The sequence below is a fragment of the Cupriavidus alkaliphilus genome (assembly GCF_900094595.1).
Lineage (GTDB): Bacteria > Pseudomonadota > Gammaproteobacteria > Burkholderiales > Burkholderiaceae > Cupriavidus > Cupriavidus alkaliphilus.
This window is the reverse complement of the sequence record NZ_FMAD01000015.1, coordinates 1-18,908: the sequence shown is the minus strand read 5'-3', so window position 1 is coordinate 18,908 and position 18,908 is coordinate 1. Positions and strand designations below refer to the sequence as shown.

Annotated in this window: 10 protein-coding genes; all 10 read left to right on the top strand. The window is 71.0% G+C overall.

Features of this window, described 5'->3' with window-relative positions:
• Positions 1–27: 27 nt before the first annotated feature.
• Positions 28–1,881 carry an IucA/IucC family protein gene (locus GA0116996_RS24660; protein ID WP_244159976.1) on the top strand — a complete coding sequence of 618 codons (1,854 nt, stop codon included), beginning with the start codon at positions 28–30 and terminating at the stop codon, positions 1,879–1,881.
• Entirely contained in the window at positions 1,878–3,110 is a 1,233-nt protein-coding gene (locus GA0116996_RS24655; protein WP_092316827.1) for a type III PLP-dependent enzyme, read from the top strand. Before GA0116996_RS24660 ends, GA0116996_RS24655 begins: the two co-directional genes overlap by 4 nt.
• Positions 3,097–3,873, top strand: a complete 777-nt coding sequence (locus GA0116996_RS24650; protein WP_092316824.1) for an HpcH/HpaI aldolase family protein — start codon at positions 3,097–3,099, stop codon at positions 3,871–3,873. Before GA0116996_RS24655 ends, GA0116996_RS24650 begins: the two co-directional genes overlap by 14 nt.
• A gap of 175 nt (positions 3,874–4,048) precedes the next feature.
• Entirely contained in the window at positions 4,049–6,139 is a 2,091-nt protein-coding gene (locus tag GA0116996_RS24645) for a BCCT family transporter (protein ID WP_092316821.1), read from the top strand.
• Positions 6,140–6,395: 256 nt separating this feature from the next.
• Complete coding sequence (locus GA0116996_RS24640) at positions 6,396–6,812, top strand: SRPBCC family protein (RefSeq protein ID WP_092316818.1); 417 nt, start codon at positions 6,396–6,398, stop codon at positions 6,810–6,812.
• A 207-nt stretch (positions 6,813–7,019) separates the two neighbouring features.
• Positions 7,020–7,241 (top strand): MbtH family protein, encoded by a 222-nt coding sequence (locus tag GA0116996_RS24635; protein ID WP_092316815.1) that lies wholly within the window; start codon positions 7,020–7,022, stop codon positions 7,239–7,241.
• Between the two features lie 2 nt (positions 7,242–7,243).
• A complete protein-coding gene (locus GA0116996_RS24630) occupies positions 7,244–8,008 on the top strand; it encodes a thioesterase II family protein (RefSeq protein WP_092316812.1) in 765 nt (254 codons plus the stop codon).
• Between the two features lie 57 nt (positions 8,009–8,065).
• Entirely contained in the window at positions 8,066–12,583 is a 4,518-nt protein-coding gene (locus tag GA0116996_RS24625) for a condensation domain-containing protein (protein ID WP_092316809.1), read from the top strand.
• Positions 12,584–12,587: 4 nt separating this feature from the next.
• A complete protein-coding gene (locus GA0116996_RS24620) occupies positions 12,588–15,755 on the top strand; it encodes a non-ribosomal peptide synthetase (protein ID WP_092316807.1) in 3,168 nt (1,055 codons plus the stop codon).
• A 23-nt stretch (positions 15,756–15,778) separates the two neighbouring features.
• Positions 15,779–18,908, top strand: a 3,130-nt coding sequence (locus tag GA0116996_RS24615; RefSeq protein WP_141693764.1) for an amino acid adenylation domain-containing protein, incomplete at its 3' end; no start/stop codon positions are given.

Sequence of the window (18,908 nt, the reverse complement as noted above, 5' to 3'; positions counted from 1 at the left end):
CCCTCCCGAGAACGAGGTCACAAGACAATGCAAACGCAAAGCAAGATGGAACCTGCCGGCACGCGCCGCCCCTTGGCTGACATGGCGGAACTGGCCGGACTGGCCGCCGCGCGGCGCTGCCAGGAAACGCTGCTGAACTGCTACTGCCGTGAGGTCGCGGCCCCGGCCGGCCAGTTGCGCGTCGGCCCGCCGGCCGGGCAAAACGACTGGCCCGCGACCATCGCCATGACCCTGCAGCGCGAACCGGCCCAGGTGCTGCAAGTGCAGCTGCCGCATATCCACGACCGCTTGCTGGCCGTGGTCGGCGGTGCCTGGCTGACCGGCAACTACCGCTACCTGTCGCCGGTCTTCCACAAGGCCGAGAACAAGCCGTGGGCGCTGCTCGACTGGGAAGCGCTGGCCGCGCTGCTGTTGCGCGAGATGGCGCAACAGCATGAACTGCCCCCCAACACCGAGCTGATGGAGCAGATCCGCAACAGCGTCGCCGTCAGCACCGAAGTGCTGTCGGTGCCGGTATCCGCGACGATCCCGGCCGATCCGGTCGACGCCTATATCGATTCCGAACAATCGCTGACCTTTGGCCACCCCTTCCATCCCACGCCGAAAAGCCGCCAGGGCTTTTCCGACGAGGACCTGCTGCGCTACTCGCCTGAGTTGCGCACGCGCTTTGCGCTGGCATGGTTCGCGGTGCCGCGCGATGACATCGCGCAGCAGTCGTTGCTCGACGCCAGCTGCGACCAGCTGATCGCAGCGAATGCCCCGGCCGTAGCCGCCGATCGCGTCGCGGTGCCGGTCCATCCGTGGCAGGCGGGCTACTTGCGCGAGCATCCGCTCGTGCGCGATGCGCTGGCAAGCGGACGCCTGCAAGACCTGGGCACGCAGGGCGCGGACTTCTTTCCCACTTCGTCGATCCGGACCCTGTACCAGCCTGGCAATCCGTACTTCTACAAGCTGTCGCTGAATATCCGCATTACCAACTGTGTGCGCAAGAACGCATGGTATGAGCTGGAAAGCGCCATGCACGTCAACCGCGTGCTGCGTCCGCTGCTGCCGGAACTGGCGCGCGAGTTCCCTGGCCTGGCGCTGATGGAAGAGCCGGCGTTCCTGTCGGTCGATCTCGGGCACGCCGACATCGAGCAGAACCGCCAGGTCATCGAAGGCTTCGGCCTGATCCTGCGCCAGAGCGTGGATACGCTGCGCGCGCCCGACTGCGTGCCGCTGCTGGCCGGCTCGCTGTTCGGCAACCACTATTACGGCGATGCGCGCATGCAGCGCCTGCTCACGGCGCTCGCCGCGCAGGAAAGGACCACGGTCGATGCCATGACCGAGCGCTGGTTCTCCGCCTATGTGGAACAGTTGGTTTACCCGGTGTTCCACCTTTTCTTCGCGCACGGCATCATCTTCGAGCCGCACCTGCAGAACGTGGTGCTGGGCCTGCGCCAGGACATGCCGGCGCAGCTGTTCCTGCGCGACTTCGAGGGGGTCAAGCTGACGCCTGCGCGCCATCCCGCCTCGTCCATGGCCGGCATCAGCGAACGCGCCCGGTCGTCGCTATGGTATGACGAGGAGCAGGGCTGGAACCGCGTCGCCTATTGCGTGTTCGTCAACAACCTGTGCGAAGTGATCGCACAGCTCGGTGCCGGCAGGCAGGCCCTGACGGCGCGGCTGTGGGCGGTGGTGCGCCATCACCTGCACACCTACCAGCATCGCCACGGCAATGCGGCGTCGGCGCGGCGCATCAACGGCCTGCTGGCCGGCCGCCCGTTCCCGGCCAAGACCAATTTCAGCAACCGCTTCTTCCAGCGCGCCGACCGCGCCTCGACCTACGTGCCCGTCGCCAACCCGATTCCCTTCGCCGGCATGGAGGCGGCATGGCAATGACCGCCCCCGTACTGCGCTGGTCGCACGTCGCCGACCACCTGCACCGGGCGCTCGCCGACGCTGGCGCCCCGCTCAGCGCCTACGTCTACGACCTCGAGGCGCTGCGGGCGCACGCCGCCACCATTGCGGGCAGCCTGCCGCCGGGCTTCGAGCTGTTCTACGCCATCAAGGCCAACTCCGACCTGCCGATCCTGCAGACCCTGGCGCCGCTGGCGCATGGCTTCGAGATTTCCTCTGGCGGCGAGCTGGCCTGGGTGCGCGAGCACTTTGCCGAGGTGCCGCTGATCTTCAGCGGCCCCGGCAAGACCGATGCGGAACTGGCCGGCGCGCTGGAACTCGGGGTCGAGGCGCTGCATGTGGAAAGCCTGCATGAACTGGAACGCCTGGCCTGGCTCGCGCGAGAGCGCGGCACCACGGCCCCGGTGCTGCTGCGCGTCAACCTGGCGCTCGAAGGGCTGCAGGCCACCACGCTGATGATGGGCGGCAAGCCCACGCCGTTCGGCATCGCCGGGGACCAGCTGCCCGCATGCCTGGCATGGCTGCGCGCGCACCCTGAAATCCGCCTGCGCGGCTTCCATTTCCACCTGATGTCCCACCAGCTCGACGCCGCCGCCCACCTGCGCCTGCTCGATGCTTACCTGCAGCAGGTCAGGCGCTGGCGCGCAGAATACGGGCTCGACATGCTCGACCAGGTCAACGTCGGCGGCGGCATCGGCGTCAATTACCGCGAGCCCGAACGGCAGTTCGACTGGGCCCGCTTTGCCGAAGGCCTGCCGGCGCTGTCGGAGCAGCGCGACGGGCTGACCGTGCGCTTCGAATGCGGACGCTATATCACCGCGTTCTGCGGCTACTACGCCATGGAGGTGATCGACGTCAAGCACGCCTTCGACCGTGCCTTCGCCGTGGCCAGCGGCGGTACGCACCACTTCCGCACGCCCTATGCGCAGGGGCACAGCCACCCGTTCCGGGTGCTGCCGGTGGCGTCCTGGCGCTATCCGTTCGCCCGCCCCGGCGTGCGCGAGGCGCGCGTCAGCGTGGTCGGTCAGCTGTGCACGCCCAAGGACATCCTCGCGCACGACGCGTACGTCGACAGCGTGCGCGCCGGCGACCTGGTGGTGTTTCCGTATGCCGGCGCCTATGCCTGGCATATCTCGCACCACGACTTCCTGCGCCACCCGCACCCGCGGCACTGCTACCTGCCGGTGGAGGATGCCCATGCTGCAGCCTAACCGTCTCAAGGCCGCGCTCGCGGACGGGCGCGATGTGTTCGGTCTGATCAACTCGCTGCCGTTGCCGCTGATGACAGAGATGATCGGCTACGCCGGCTTCGATTTCGTGATCCTGGACCTCGAGCATGTCGGCGTGAACCCGCAGACGCTGGAGAACATGATCCGCGCCGCGGAATGCGCCGGCACCACGGCACTGGTCCGGGTGCCATGGGCAGCGCCGGACATCATCCTGCGGGTGCTGGATGCCGGCGCGCAGGGCATCGTGGTGCCGCACGTATGCAGCCGCGCGACCGCCGAACTGGCGGTCCACAGCGCGCGCTACCACCCGCTCGGCAAGCGCGGCATCGCCGGCGGCCGGACCACTGGCTTCGGTACGCTGGCACTGCCCGAGTACATGGAGCGGGCCAATCGCGAGCTGATGGTGGTGGCGATGATTGAGGACCGCGCCGGCGTCGACGCCATCGACGAGATCGTGGCGGTGCCGGGCATCGACATGGTGCTGGAGGGCGCGATCGACCTGTCGCAAAGCCTGGGCGTTCCCGCCGACGCGCAGCATCCATCCGTGCAGGCTGCGATCCGCCGCATCGCGCAGGCCTGCCAGGCCCGCGGGGTGCCCTTCTGCGCCATTCCGCGCGCGGCCGGACAATGCGAGCAATGGCGCGAGCAAGGCGTGCACGCCTTCCTGCTGGGGGACGATCGCGCCACCGCCTTCCGCGCGATGAAGCAACTGGTGGCGGGGTACCGGCGTGAGCGCCCAAGCTAAATCTCCGACCGGGCCGCACACGGCGACAGCCGCTATGCGCTACCCGCCGCCCGGGGTTCTCCCTTTGCCGCACGCGGCGGAGGGGAGCGAACCATCAGTGGCGGCAATCTCGTCGCCCCGTTAATACCCATCCCTCTGGCATCATGCAAGCTGGCACAACGCGACAGGAGCTTGCATGAACGACCCGCACGCCGCCGCGCCTGGCACCTCCGGCCCGGCCCCCGCGCGCCCGCGCACCACGCTCAAGCCCCAGGTGGTCGTGCCGGCATTGCTGGCGGTGGGCCTGCTGCTGGGGTTCTGCGCCGCGTACCCGCGCCAGGCCGATGCCATGTTCTCCGAAGCACAGGCCTGGGTCACGAGCCATTTCGACTGGTTCTACACCCTCACCGTCACCATCTTCCTGCTGTTCCTGGTGCTGGTCGCGGGCAGCCGATTCGGCGACATCCGGCTGGGGCCCGACGATGCCCGGCCCGAGTTCAGTTTTGTCTCGTGGACCGCCATGCTTTTCGCCGCCGGCATGGGCATCGGGCTGATGTACTTCGGCGTGGGCGAGCCCATGCAGCACTACCTGAAGCCGCCGACCGCCGCCGGCGGCACGCCCGGGGCCGCGCGCGAGGCCATGCTGATGACGTTCTTCCACTGGGGCTTCCATGCCTGGGCGGTGTATGGCGTGATGGGGCTGGTGCTGGCGTACTTCGGCTTTCGCTATAACCTGCCGCTGACCATGCGCTCCGGGCTGTATCCGGTGCTGCATCAGCGCATCAACGGCGTTGCCGGCCATGCCGTCGATGCCTTTGCGCTGGTCGGCACCATCGCCGGCATTGCCACCACGCTGGGCTACGGCGTGCTGCAGCTGGGCGCGGGGCTGGAGCAGGTGGTCGGCTGGGATACCGGCGGCGCGGGTTTCCGCGTCGGGCTGGTGGCCGCCGTGGTGGCGCTGGCCGGCATCTCCGCGGCAACGGGACTCGACAAGGGCGTGCGGCGCCTGTCCGAGCTGAACCTTACGCTCGCCTTCGTGCTGCTGGCCTTCATCATTGTCGAGGGGCCGACCGTGACGCTGTTGCGCGCGCTCAGCGACAATATCGGCAACTACCTGTCCAGCGTGGTGGGCCTGTCGCTGCGGACCTATGCCTATGCCCCCACGCGCGATGCCGGCTGGTTCGGCGACTGGACCATCCTGTACTGGGCCTGGTGGATCTCGTGGTCGCCGTTCGTCGGCATGTTTATCGCGCGCATTTCGCGCGGACGGACGATCCGCCAGTTCGTGATCGGTGTGCTGCTGGTGCCGACCGCGTTCAACCTGGTGTGGATGACGGCCTTCGGCAATACCGCGATCTGGCTCGACATGCATGCCGCCGCGGGCGCGCTGGGTCAGGCGGCCGGCAATGTCGACGCGCTGCTGTTCCGCTTCTTCGGCTATTTCCCGTTCAGCACGGTGCTGTCATGGCTGGCGATCGTGCTGATCGCGGTGTTCTTCGTGACCTCGGCGGATTCCGGCGCCTTTGTCATCGACACCATCGCCTCGCAGGGCGCGAGCGGCTCGCCGGTATGGCAGCGCCTGTTCTGGGCCGCGGTCCTGGGCGCGACCGCGGCCATCCTGATGGTGGCCGGCGGCCTCAAGGCATTGCAGGCCATGACCCTGGTGGCGGCGCTGCCGGTGGCGCTGGTGATGCTGGCGCTGTGCTACGGACTATGGCAGGGACTGCAGGCGGATCTCGCGCATTCATCGCAGGAGCTGGCGCCGGCCACCAGCTTCTGGAGCGGCCAGCACTGGCGCCGCCGGCTGGCGCAGATCGTCCACCAGCCCAGCGAGACCGATGTGCGGCAGTTTATCGAAGGCGCGGTGGTGCCGGCGATGCGCGACGTGTCGGCCGAGCTGGAGCGGCGCGGCGTCGCCAGCACGGTGCGGCTGCACGCTGACGATACCGAGCCGGGCGAGCCGGGCGGCCCAGGCGCGCGACTGACCATCCCGGTGGCCGACATGCGCGACTTCGTCTACGGCGTGCATTGCCGGCGCCAGCCGCTGCCCTCGTTCCTGGTACGCGAGGCGGCCGAGCCGGAGGCGCGGCGCCAGCACGCCTATGCGCCGGTGACGTTCTTCGAGGATGGCCGCGAAGGCTACGACATCCAGTATCTGCGGCAGGAAGAGATCATCGCGGACATCCTGCGCCACTATGAGCGCTATCTGTCGCTGGCCGCCGACCGGCGCACGCAGTTGCTGCGGCGTGCGCCAGGGCATGCGTCGCCGGGTGGGGAAGGGGAATGAGTCGGGCAGCGGGGCGGCATCCCTGCCCTCTTCCCGGATACCGGCAAGACGCCTGATCCCCGCCGGTACCCCTGTGTGGCGGCATCCGCACGCCGCGATTCCCCCAGTGTCCGGCATTCCCGGCCTGTTCTGCCAGTGCTGCGCGTAATTTCTGCACCGCTCGTGCCCCCATCGCCCTGGCGGGTGCCGGCGCCGCGCCACGCCTCTGGAACGAGATTTGCACCGGTTCGCCCGCCTTTTTAAAAAAGGAGGTGCTATGTCAACCATCGAAGAGTCGATCGACGTCCGGGTGCCGGTGCAGGTCGCGTATCAGCAATGGTGCCGGTTCGAGGAATTTCCGCGGTTCATGGAGGGTGTCGAAGAGGTGAGGCAGCTCGATGACCGCCGTCTGCACTGGCGCGCCGAGGTCGGCGGGAAGCAGAAGGAGTGGGATGCCGAGATAACGCAGAATGTCGCCGACCAGTGCATCGCGTGGCGCAGCGTGGCGGGGGCGGAGAACTCGGGCCAGGTGAATTTTTCTCCGCTGGATGCGGGTGCGACCCGGGTGTCGGTGCGCATGAATTACGAAACCGAGGGCGTGGTCGAGGCGGTCGGAGATGCCGCCGGCGTGCTCAAACGCAAGGTCGAGGGCGACCTCAAGCGCTTCAAGGAGTTCATCGAGGCGCGGGCATGACGGCGTCGTCGTGACCAGCGCGGTCGCGGCCTGGCCGGCAGGCCGCGACACCATCCGGTTTCCGCCCGGTTCTCCCGCCAGGACCCGGCCATGCCCGTCGGGCCGCCGCCCCGGCCCGTTCCCGCCTAAATATTCCCGTTCCGCCTTCGTCCAACAGGGTGATGCGCCAGATGGCGCCACACACTTTGCACTGAACGGGAGCCCGCCATGAGTTTCGACCGCGACGACGCCACTTTCCTGGTCCTCGTCAACCACGAAGAACAGTATTCGATCTGGCCGGACTACAAGGCCGTGCCCGGCGGGTGGCGCGAGGCGGGGTTCAGCGGCAACCGGCAGGCCTGCCTGGACTATATCGAGCGCATCTGGGTGGACATGCGTCCGCTCAGCCTGCGCCGCTTCATGGAGGCGCAAGCGCAGGCGGGCGCCTGACCATGGCGCCCCTGCAGCTGTACTGCCTGCCTTACGCGGGAGCCAGCGCCACGGCGTACCTGCGCTGGCGGCGCCTGCTGCCGGCGCAGGTCGAGCTGGTCCCGCTGGAGCCGCCGGGCCGCGGTGCGCGGCTCGACCAGCCGCTGCTGCGCGATTTCGAGGCGCTCGCGGCTGACATGGCCGACGTGCTGTGCCGGCAGCTCGAGCGCCGCGCCGGTCCGTACGTCCTGTTCGGCCACAGCATGGGCGGGCTGCTGGCCTGGCGCCTCTGCCACCTGCTGCGCGAGCGCGGCCACGCGCTGCCGCAGCGGCTGGTGGTGTCCGGCTGCGCCGCCCCGACCCGGCGCGATCCGGGCCGGCTGGCGGCACTGCGCGGCGACGCCGCGCTGAGCGCCGACCTGCGCAAGCACGGCGGCACACCGGAGGCGGTGTTTGCCGATGCCGAGCTGCTGCGCCTGACGCTCGATGTGCTCGACGCCGACTATCGCGTGTGTGAAAGCTTCCGGTGCGGCGCAGTGCCGCCCCTGCCCTTGCCCGTGCATGTGTTTGCCGGCCTTGACGACCCGATTGCACCGGCCGACCTCCACGCCTGGGCCATCGAGACCCGCGCCGGGCACACCCTCGACTGGTTCGCCGGCGGCCACTTCTTCCTGCACGACAGCCAGGCCGAGGTGGTCGGCCGGCTCATTGCCTGCCTGGACGCAGCGCCCGCCGCCGGCACGGGGTCAACCCTGCCCGCGACATCCGCCCCGCTATTGCCCGCCTGACCCGCCCCGCCACGCAGGACCCAACGCCAACCGTCTTCCCGAAGAGCCGATCCAAGCATGCAGTCCGATCCGAATCTACCGGCCACGCTGGTGGCCCATCTCAGCCTTCTGGCCGCGCAGCGCGGCGCCGACACGGCGCTGGTCATCGTCGACGCCGCCGGCGAAACCCGCTACAGCTACGCCGCGCTGGACACGCGCGTGCGGGCGCTGGCGGCGCACCTGGCCGCGCAGGCCGAGCCGGGCGCGCGTGCGCTCTTGCTGATGGACAGCGGCATCGACTATGTCACCGCGTTCTTCGCCTGCCTGTACGCCGGGCTGGTCGCGGTGCCCGCGTTCGAGCCGGGCGCGGTGCGCTCCGCGCAGGTGGCGCGGCTGCGCGCGATTGCCGCCGACGCCGAGCCGGCGCTGGTGCTGACCACCGGCGCGCAGGCCCGCGACCACGCCGAGTCGCTGGCCGAGATTGCGCCCGGCGCGGCGGTGGTAGCTGCCGATGCCACGCTGCCCGCCGCGGCGCAAGCCTGGCAGCCCTACCCCGTCCGTGCCGAGACGCTGGCCTTCCTGCAGTACACCTCGGGCTCCACGGCCTCGCCGAAGGGCGTCATGGTCAGCCATGGCAACGTCATGGCGAACGAGGTGGCGATTGCCGAAGGCATGCGCGTGGGGCCCGGCGACGTGATGGTCAGCTGGCTGCCGCTCTATCACGACATGGGCCTGATCGGCGGGCTGCTGCAGCCCATCCACAGCGGCATTCCGGTGGTGCTGATGTCGCCGCAGTTCTTCCTGGAGCGCCCGGTGCGCTGGCTGCAGGCGATCAGCCAGCATCGCGGCACGCTGTCCGGCGGCCCGGACTTTGCCTTCCGGCTGTGCGTCGAACGCGTGCGCGACAGCCATCTGGCCGGGCTCGACCTGTCGAGCTGGGCGGTGGCCTACTCCGGCGCCGAGCCGGTGCGGGCCGACACCCTGCGCGCCTTTGTCGAGCGCTTTGCCGCGGCCGGCTTCCGCCAGCAGGCGCTGTATCCGTGCTACGGCCTGGCCGAGGCCACCCTGTTCGCCACGGGCTCCGAACGCGGCGCCGGCATGGTCAGCACGCGCTTCGATGCGGCCGCGCTGGCGCGCGGCAACGCGGAGCCGGCGCAGGACGGCATGGAACTGGTCGGATGCGGCTTCCCGCGCGCGGGCCATGCCATCCGCATCGCCGGTGCCGACGGGCAAGCGCTGCCGGACGGTCAGATCGGCGAGATCGAGATCGCCGGGCCCAGCCTGTGCGGCGGCTACTGGCGCAATGCCGAAGCCAGTGCCGCGGCCTATGGCGGCGATGCCGGCGCAGACCGCTGGCTGCGCACCGGCGACCTCGGCCTGCGGCATGGCGGGCAGCTCTATATCGCCGGGCGCCGCAAGGACCTGATCATCGTGCGCGGCCAGAATCTCTATCCGCAGGACATCGAGCGCGCGGTCGAGGAGCAGGTGCCCGCCGCGCGCCGCGGTCGGGTGGCAGCGTTTGCGGCTGAAGGCCCCGACGGCGAGGGCATCGGCATCGCCGTGGAAATCTCCCGTCCGGAGCAGAAGCGCGTCGGCCACGTGGCCCTGGTGCAGGCGCTGGCGCAGGCGGTCGGCAACGCCTGCGGCGAACCGCTGGCGGTCGCGCTGCTGCTCAATCCCGGCGGCCTGCCCAAGACCACCAGCGGCAAGCTGCAGCGCAGCGCGTGCCGCGCCGGCTGGCTGGACGACAGCCTGGACGCGTGCGCGGTCTGGGCGCACGGCAGCTTTGCGCGCGGCGGCACCGCTGCCGCCGACCCGGCCTCCGCGCCAGCCGATGCCCCGCGCGGCGCAACCGAACTCGCGCTGGCCGCGCTGTGGCAGCAATTGCTGGGCACCGCGCCGGCCGGCCGCGATGCGCATTTCTTTGCCAGCGGCGGCAACTCGCTGAGCGCGGCGCGGCTGGTGGCGCGGCTGCGCGAGCAATATGGCGCCGCGGTGCCGATGCGCCTGCTGTTCGAGCATCCCACGCTGCAAGCCTGCGCCGCCGCGCTCGACCAGCTGCAAGGCGATGCCGCCGAAGCGCCGCTTGCCCCCGTGCCACGCCTGCCGCAAATGCCGCTGGCGCCGGCGCAGCAGCGCCTCTGGCTCACCGACCGCATCGCCGCCGAAGGCGACCGCTGGACCTATAACATGGCCGGCGGCCTGCGCCTCACCGGCACACTGGACACTGCGGCGCTGCACGCCGCCCTGAACGCGCTGGTCGCGCGCCACGAGATCCTGCGCACCGGCTATCCCGCCGATGCGCAGGGCGCGCCGTACGCCCACATCGAAGCCGAACTGGTGCTCGACCTGCCCCTCAGCGACCTTTCGGCGCTGAGCCCGGGCCAACGCGATGCCGCGCTGCAGGAACTGGCCGAAGGCCAGGCACGCGACCCGTTCAACCTGGCGCAGGCGCCATTGCTGCGCGCGCGCCTGGTGCGGATGGCCGCCGACGACCACGCGCTGCTGCTCACGCTCCACCATATCGTTGGCGATGGCTGGTCCGTCGCCATCCTGCTCGATACGCTTGCCGCCGCCTACAACGCGGCACGGGCCGGCGTCGGGGTCGCCTGGGAGCCGCTGCCGATCCAGTACGCCGACTACGCGGCGCACCAGCGCGGCGCCGACACCGGCCAACGGCAGGCCGAGGCCGACTACTGGCGCACCGCGCTGCGGGACGCGCCGAAGCTGCCGACCCTGCCCACGCCCAACCGGCGCCCGCCGGTGGCATCGAGCGACGGTGCCGCATGCTGCACCACCCTGCCCGCCGCGCTGCTGGCGCACGCCGACGCGCTGGCGCAGGCCCATGGCGCCTCGCGCTACATGGTGCTGCTGGCCGCCTTCCACGCCTTGCTGCACCGGATCAGCGGCGCCGAAGACCAGCTCGTCGGCATCGATGTGGCCGGCCGCCCGCGCCGCGAGCTGGAGGAACTGGTCGGCTTCTTCGTCAACGTGCTGCCGCTGCGCGCGCAATGCCACGGCGGGCTGCGCTTTGCCGAACTGCTGGCGCAGGTGCGCACGCGCACGCTGGCCGCGTTCGACCACCAGTCCCTGCCGTTCGAGCGCATCGTCGAAGCCGCCGGCGTGCCGCGCGAGCGCGCCTGGCATCCGCTGGTGCAGGTGCTGTTCGTGCTGCAGAACACCCCCGGCCAGGCGCGCGGCTTCGACGGCCTGCACGCCGCGCGCCTGCCCACGCCGGTGCACGCGGCCAAGTTCGACCTGGCCGTGTTTCTCGAACCGTGCGAGGACGGCCTGCGCGCCGAATGGGTCTATGCCACCGCGCTGTTCCCGCGCGCCGCCATGCAACGCCTCGCCGATGCCTACGGTGCCGTGCTGGCGCAGGCGCTGGCCGCCCCCGACGCTCCACTGGCCGGCTTCCAGGTGCCGGCCGGCCTTTGCGAATCCGCTCCAGAACTGCCCGCCATGACTGCCACCGCGCCTCGTCCCAGCAAGCTCGACAAACTCGGCAAGCTCGCCAGCCTGCCCCGGCGCGCCGCCGAGGCAACTCCTGCCGCGCCCGCCGCACCGCTGGTGCGGACCTCGTTCCTGGCACCTGGCCAGACCTTCCCGATCGTGATGGAGCCCGCCTCGCCCGATCTCGATCCGGTGGCATGGGCGCTGGCGCACCGCGAGCAGATCGAGGCCACGCTGTGCCGCCACGGCGGCATCCTGCTGCGCGGCTTCGGCCTGCGCACGCCGCAGGAATTCGAGCAGTTCGCCGAATCGATCGAGCCCGGCCTGTACGGCGCCTACGGCGACCTGCCGAAGAAGGAAGGCGGCCGCAACACCTACCGTTCCACGCCGTACCCCGAGCGCGAAATGATCCTGTTCCACAACGAAAGCGCGCACCTGCCGCGCTGGCCGCGCAAGCAATGGTTCTTCTGCGAGCTGCCGTCGCCAGTCGGCGGCGCCACGCCCATCGTCGATTGCCGCGAGATGTACCGCCGGCTGCCGCGCGAACTGGCCGAACGCTTCGAGCGCAAGGGGCTGCGCTATGTGCGCACCTTCAACGACAAGCTCGACGTGAGCTGGCGCGACTTCTTCAAGACCGATTCGAGCGACGAGGTCGAAGCGCGGCTGCGCGCCTCCGGCACCGACTTTTCCTGGCTGGACGCCGACACACTGCAGACGCGCGAGCACTGCCCGGCGGTGATCGCGCACCCGGTCACCGGCGAACGCAGCTTCTTCAACCAGGTCCAGCTGCACCACACCGCCTGCCTGGACCCGGAGGTGCGGCGCGACCTGCTGGACATCGTCGGCCCGCAGCGGATGCCGCGCCAGGTGACCTTCGGCGACGGCAGCCCGATCGGTGACGACGTCATGGCCCTGATCGGCGAGCTGTATGAAGCCTGCGCCGTGCGCTTTGCCTGGCGCCAGGGCGACGTGGTGATGCTGGACAACATGCTGGCCGCCCATGCGCGCGACCCCTACCAGGGCCCGCGCAAGATCGTGGTGGCGATGGGCGACATGTTCGAGCGCAAGGACCTGCCGCCGCTGGCGGCACGCACCGACGCGCAGGACGCCACGGTGGCGACCGACACCGCGCTGGAGGGCTGAACCGATGGACGCCAACACCCAGGATTTCGCGCGGCACGCCCGCGCGCTCGGGCGCGAACAGCGCGCGCTGTCAGCGCACGCAGCCGCGCCGGTTACGCTGTCGGCAACCATCGAGGGGCTGCTGGACCCCCAGCGCCTGCACAAAGCGCTGTGCCGGGTCGCCGCACGCCATCCAGCCACTGGCCTGGTGTTCGGCCGGGTCGAGGGCCTGCGCGGCTTGCGCCAGCACTTCGCCGGTGCAGCGCCGGCATGGTCGTCGGCGGGCCCGGACCAGGGCACGCCCGCAACAGCCCTGCAGGCTGCACTGCAGGTGCTCGGCGACAACCGCGCACAGCTGACGCTGACCGCCCACCCGCTTGCGGCCGACGGCACCAGCCTGGTGACGCTGCTGCGCGAACTGGTCCAGGCCTACGCCGACGAAACCGCCCTTAGTGGCGAAGCGCCGCTGCCCTATGCGGACTACCTCGACTGGACCGACGGGCTGGCGCAGGACAACACCGAAGCCGGCGCGGGCTATTGGCAAGCCGTGCGCGAACGGCTGGCCGGCCTCGATGCACCGAGGCTGCCCTGGCAACGCCCAGGCCATGCAGGCGAACCGCTGGCCGCGCGGTGTGTCGGGCTTTCCGCGACCGAAGCCGTTGCGGTGGCCGAATGGGCTGCCGCGCTGGGCCAGCCGCTGGCGCACGTGCTGCAGGCGGCGTGGTGGCTGCTGCTGGCGCGTCTCGATCCGGCCGCGGCGTTCTGCGCCGGCTGGCAGCACGACTGCCGCGATGACTTCGACGAACTGGCCGGCGCGGTGGGCCGTTATGAAGCGCTGCTGCCGGTCGCGGTGCAGCCGGACATGGCTGCGCCGTTTGCCGACTGGCTTGCCGCCTTCGGCGCGCAGTTGCAGCAGCACCTCGACTGGCGCGAGCATTGCCCGGCGGACGCCGGCGCGGGCGCGCCTGCGCAGGTCGGCTTCTGCTGCAGCGGCCCTTCCAGCCTGCAATGGCGGCATGGCGAGCTGCATTGGCGCGCCGACGCACCGCGGGCGCTGCTGCCAGGCCTGGCGCTGGCGTTGCAGGTCCACCTGGAAGATGGCATGCCGCGCCAGCTGGTATTGCACCATGCCGACAGCGTCCATGGCTCGGATGCGATGGCGTGCCTGCTTGACCAGTACCGCGCGCTGTTGCACACGCTGCGCGCAACTCCGGACACCGCCGTCGGCGCATTGCCGCTGGCTACCGCCGCCGAGCGCGCGCGCGCCGACGCCATGCATGCGCCGGCGCTGCATGTCGGCGCGCAGATGCTGCCGCAACGGCTGGCCCACTGGGCCAGCGAGCGCCCGCATGCGCCGGCCTTGTCGGCCCCGGGCCTGCAGCTGGACTACGCCGGTCTCGCTCGCGCCGTGGACGCAGTGGCGCGGCAGCTGCCCGCTCTAGGCTTGCGCCCGGGCCGGCCGGTCGGCCTGCTGCTGCCGCGCTCGGGCGAGCTGGTGGTGGCATTGCTGGCGGTGATGCATGCCGGTGCGCCGTACCTGCCGCTCGATCCGGCGTGGCCGCCGCAGCGGCGCGCGCAGATCCTGGCCGACGCCGGTGCCACGCTGGTGCTGACCGACGCGGCCCATGCGCCTTGCGCCGGGCCGCTCCCGCATGCCGAGATCGCCGCGCTGCTGGCGGCGGACAGCGACGCGGGCAATGCCAAGGCGCTGCCGGTGGTGGAGGCCGCGCAGCCCGCCTACGTGCTCTACACCTCTGGCTCGACCGGCACGCCCAAGGGCGTCGCCATTGACCATGGCCAGTTGCTGAACTACGCGGCGGCCTCCGGGCAAGCGCTGCGCCTCGACCGCTGCCAGCGTTTCGGGCTGACCTCCACCGTCGCCGCCGACCTGGGCAACACCACCCTGTTCGGCGCGCTGTGGCATGGCGCCTGCCTGTGCGTCGCCGACGAGGCCGACATGCAGCACGCCGCCGCCTTCACCGCCTTCCTGGCGCGCGAGCATGTCGATTGCCTGAAGATCGTGCCCTCGCACCTGGATGCCTTGCTCGAAGGCGACACCGCACCGCTGCCGCTGCCGCCGCATGCCACCATCGTGCTGGGCGGCGAAGCCGCATCCGCGGCGCTGCTGCAGCGGCTGCGCGCGCGCATGCCGCAGGCCCGCCTGTGCAACCACTACGGGCCGACCGAAACCACGGTGGGCATCCTGGTCCACGATGCCGGCCGCGCGGCGGACGCGGCGGGCGCAGTGCACGCGCCGCTGCCGCTGACGCAGGTGCTGGCCAACTGCGAGGCCTACGTGCGCACCGCCACGGGCCACCTGGCCGCCGTGGGCGAAACCGGCGAACTCTATCTCGGCGGCGCGCAATTATGCGCAGGCTATCTGGGCGGCGATGTGTCCGGGACGGCTTTCGTCGCGCACCCGGAACGTCCGGGCCAGCGCCTGTACCGCAGCGGCGACCTTGCCCGCTACCTGCCGCGCGGCGGCATCGAGCTGGTCGGGCGCGCCGACCATCAGGTCAAGGTGCGCGGCTTCCGTATCGAATGCGGCGAGGTTGAGCAGGCGCTGGCGGCGCTGCCCGGCGTACGGCAGGCGGTGGTCATGCTGGCCGCTCCGGCCGGTGGCGTGCCCCAGCTCGCCACGTGGATCGTCCCCGACGATGCCACGGCCACGGACGCCGCCGCCCTGCGCAATGCCCTGCGCCACGCGCTGGCCGAGCGCCTGCCCGAAGCGATGGTCCCCGCACTGTGGTTCGCCGTGCCGACGCTGCCCCGGCTGCCGAACGGCAAGGTGGACCGCCGCGCGCTGGCGCAGGCAGCAGCGGCAAGCCCGGCGCCTGCCGCCTCCGCGCGCGAACCGGCAAGCGAACTGGAAGCGCTGCTGCTGGACCATCTGCGCGACCTGCTCGGTGCGCCCGGCCTGGCGGTTGACCAGGACCTGTTCGAGGCCGGGGGCCATTCGCTGCTGGTGATCAAGCTGGTGGCACGCATCCGCAAGCTGCTGAAGCTGGAAATCGCCCCGGCCATGGTCTTCGACGCGCCCGACGCGGCCGCGCTGGCGGGGGCGCTGCGACGCGCCAGCCCCGACTCCGACGGCCTGGAAACACTGGCCGGCCTGCAGCGCCAGCTGGCGGCCATGTCGCCCGAAGCGCGCGCAGCGCTGCGGGCCTCCGCCACGGCCAGCGCCACCGCATAACGTCTTTTCCCTGGAACGCATCCATGACGCAATCCCCGACCCCTGCCCGGCAGGCAGCGCTGCTGGCGCTGCTGCTGGAGCAGGACGCGGAGCCGGCGGCCACGCCGGCCAGCCCCGCCCCCGCCGCGGCGCCGCTGTCCTTCTCGCAGCAGCGCCTCTGGTTCCTGCTGCAATACGAGCCCGGCAGCACGGCCTACAACCAGACCCGCGCCTTCGTGCTGCGCGGCGCGCTCGAGCGCCGTGCGCTGCAGGCCGCGCTGCGCGCCGTGATCGCCCGCCATCCCGCGCTGCGCACCCGTTTCGTCGCGGACGACGCCGCGCCCGGCAGCCTGCCCCGGCAGGTGGTCGAGTCCGCACCGTCCTTTGCGCTGGCCGAAGCAACGCTCCCCGCCGGACCGGATGCGCTGCAGGCGTGCCTCGACGCCGAGGCCGCGCGGCCGTTCGACCTCGGGCACGCGCCGCTGCTGCGCGCCACGCTGCTCACGCGTGGCCACGACGACCACGTGCTGCTGCTGTCGCTGCACCATATCGTTTCCGATGCGGTTTCCAACGCGGTGATCGCGCGCGACCTGGGCACGGCCTATGCGCAGGCGCTCGCGGACGACGGCGAGATCGCGCTGCCGGCGCCTGCCACGACCTTCGCCGTCCATGCCAGCCGCCAGCGCGAGCGCCTGGCCAGCGGCGACCTGGACGCGCAGCGCGCATGGTGGCAGCGCCAGCTGGGCAATCACGTGCCGGCCCTGCAGTTGCCCACCGACCGCCCTTACGGTAACGCGGCCACGCGCGTTGCCCGGCGCATCGATGCGGCGCTGGACCTGCCACGGCTCGGCGCATTGCGCCGCTTCTGCGCATCGCAGCGCTGCACGCCGTTCGTGGCGCTGCTCGCCGCGTGGCAGGCGCTGCTCAGCCGCTATGCCGGGCAGGACGATTTCGCGGTCGGCGTGCCCCACGCGGGGCGGGACGGCGACGGCCTGGACGATGTGGTCGGATTCTTTGCCAACACCCATGTCTACCGCTCGCGCACCGCACCCGGCAGCACCGGCCGCGCGCTGTGCGAGCAGCTGCGCGCTGACGCGCTGGGGGCGCTCAGCCACGCCGAGCTGCCGTTCGAAGTGCTGCTCGACGGCATGCAGGTGCCGCGCGACGCCGGCCGCAGCCCGCTGTTCCAGGTCATGTTCAACCTGCGCACGGCAACGGCACCCGCCGCGCTGGCGCTGCCGGGGCTGCAGGTGCAGGCCGTGGAAGCGCGCCAGACCGGCGCCAAGTTCGACCTGATCCTCGACGCCGAGGACCGTGGCGACAGCCTTGCCCTGAGCCTGGAGTACGACTGTGCGCTGTTCGATGCCGCCACGGCGCAGCGCATGCTGCGCCACTACCTGGCCCAGCTGGGCGGGCTGCTGCACCACCCCGAACTGCCGCTGGCGGCCACGCCCCTGCTCGGCGGCGACGACGCCGCCACGCTGGCGCACCAGCACGCTGCCGGCCAGCCGGCGCGGCACGTTGCCGCCGAGCCCGCCCATCGCCGCATCCAGCGTCATGCCGAACAACAGCCGCACGCCATTGCCCTGCGCCATGGCGATACCACGCTGACCTACGGCGAACTGGAGCGCCGCGCCAACCGGCTGGCGCACCGGCTGATCGCGCTCGGCGTCCGCCCGGAAGTGCGCGTCGGCATTGCCATGGAGCGTTCGCCGGAGATGGTCGTCGGCTTGCTGGCGATCCTGAAGGCCGGCGGCGCCTACGTGCCGTTCGACCCGGCCTACCCCGCCGAGCGCCTGGCCTACCTGTTTGAGGACAGCGGCATTGCCGCCTTGCTGACCCAGCCCGCGCTGCGCGGATTGCTGCCGCAGCGTGATGGGCTGCCGGTGCTGGTGCTCGACGCACAGGACGGCGGCGGCTGGCCCGACCATGCGCCCACGGTCGAGGTCCGTCCCGAGCACCTCGCCTACGTGATCTACACCTCCGGCTCCACCGGCCGGCCCAAGGGCGCCCAGCTGCAGCACGGCAACCTGTCGCGCCTGTTGGCGGCGACGCAGCACTGGTTTGGCTTCGGCCCCGCGGACGTCTGGACGCTGTTCCATTCGTATGCGTTCGATTTCTCGGTCTGGGAGATCTTTGGCGCGCTGTGCCATGGCGGGCAACTGGTGATCGTGCCGTTCCACGTCAGCCGCGCGCCGCAGGAATTCATCGCGCTGCTGCAGCGCGAACGCGTCACCGTGCTGAACCAGACCCCGTCGGCTTTCCGCGCGCTGCTGGCCCAGCCCGAGCTGTACGGCGCGCCGCTGGCGTTGCGCCATGTGATCTTCGGCGGCGAGGCGCTCGATCCGCAGGCGCTGCGGCCCTGGATCGACCACTTCGGCGATGCTTCGCCGCGGCTGGTCAATATGTATGGCATCACCGAAACCACGGTGCATGTGACCTACCGCCCGATCACGCGCGCCGACCTGGACCCGTCCAGCCGCGCGCGCAGCCCGATCGGCGAACGCATTCCGGACCTGGGCGTGCGGGTGCTGGATCCGGGGCTGAACCCGGTCGCACCCGGCGTGGCCGGTGAACTCTACATTGCGGGCGCCGGGCTGGCGCGCGGCTACCTGAATCGTCCAGGGCTTACCGCCGAGCGCTTCGTGCCGGATCCGTTCGCCGGCGATGGCGCGCGGCTCTACCGCACCGGCGACCTGGCGCGCTGGCTGCCTGACGGTCAGCTCGAATACCTGGGGCGCATCGACCAGCAACTGAAGATCCGCGGCTTCCGCATCGAACCGGGCGAGATCGAGGCGCGCATCCTGGCGCAGCCCGATGTTGGCAATGCGGCGGTGATCGCCGCCGAGGGACCGTCGGGTGCGCGGCTGGTGGCGTATGTGGTGCCCGCTGCGGGGACGCCGGTCGATGGTGCCACGCTGCGCACCGCGCTGGCCGCCGAACTGCCCGACTACATGGTGCCGTCCGCGTTCGTCGTGCTCGACACCCTGCCGCTGACCCCCAACGGCAAGCTCGACCGCCGCGCGCTGCCCGCGCCGGCTTTCGACAGTGCGCACGACTTCGTTGCGCCCGAGGGCGACGCCGAAACCGCGCTCGCCGCGATCTGGTCCGAAGTCCTTGGCCTGCCGCGCGTCGGTCGCGCCGACAACTTCTTCGAACTCGGCGGCGACTCGA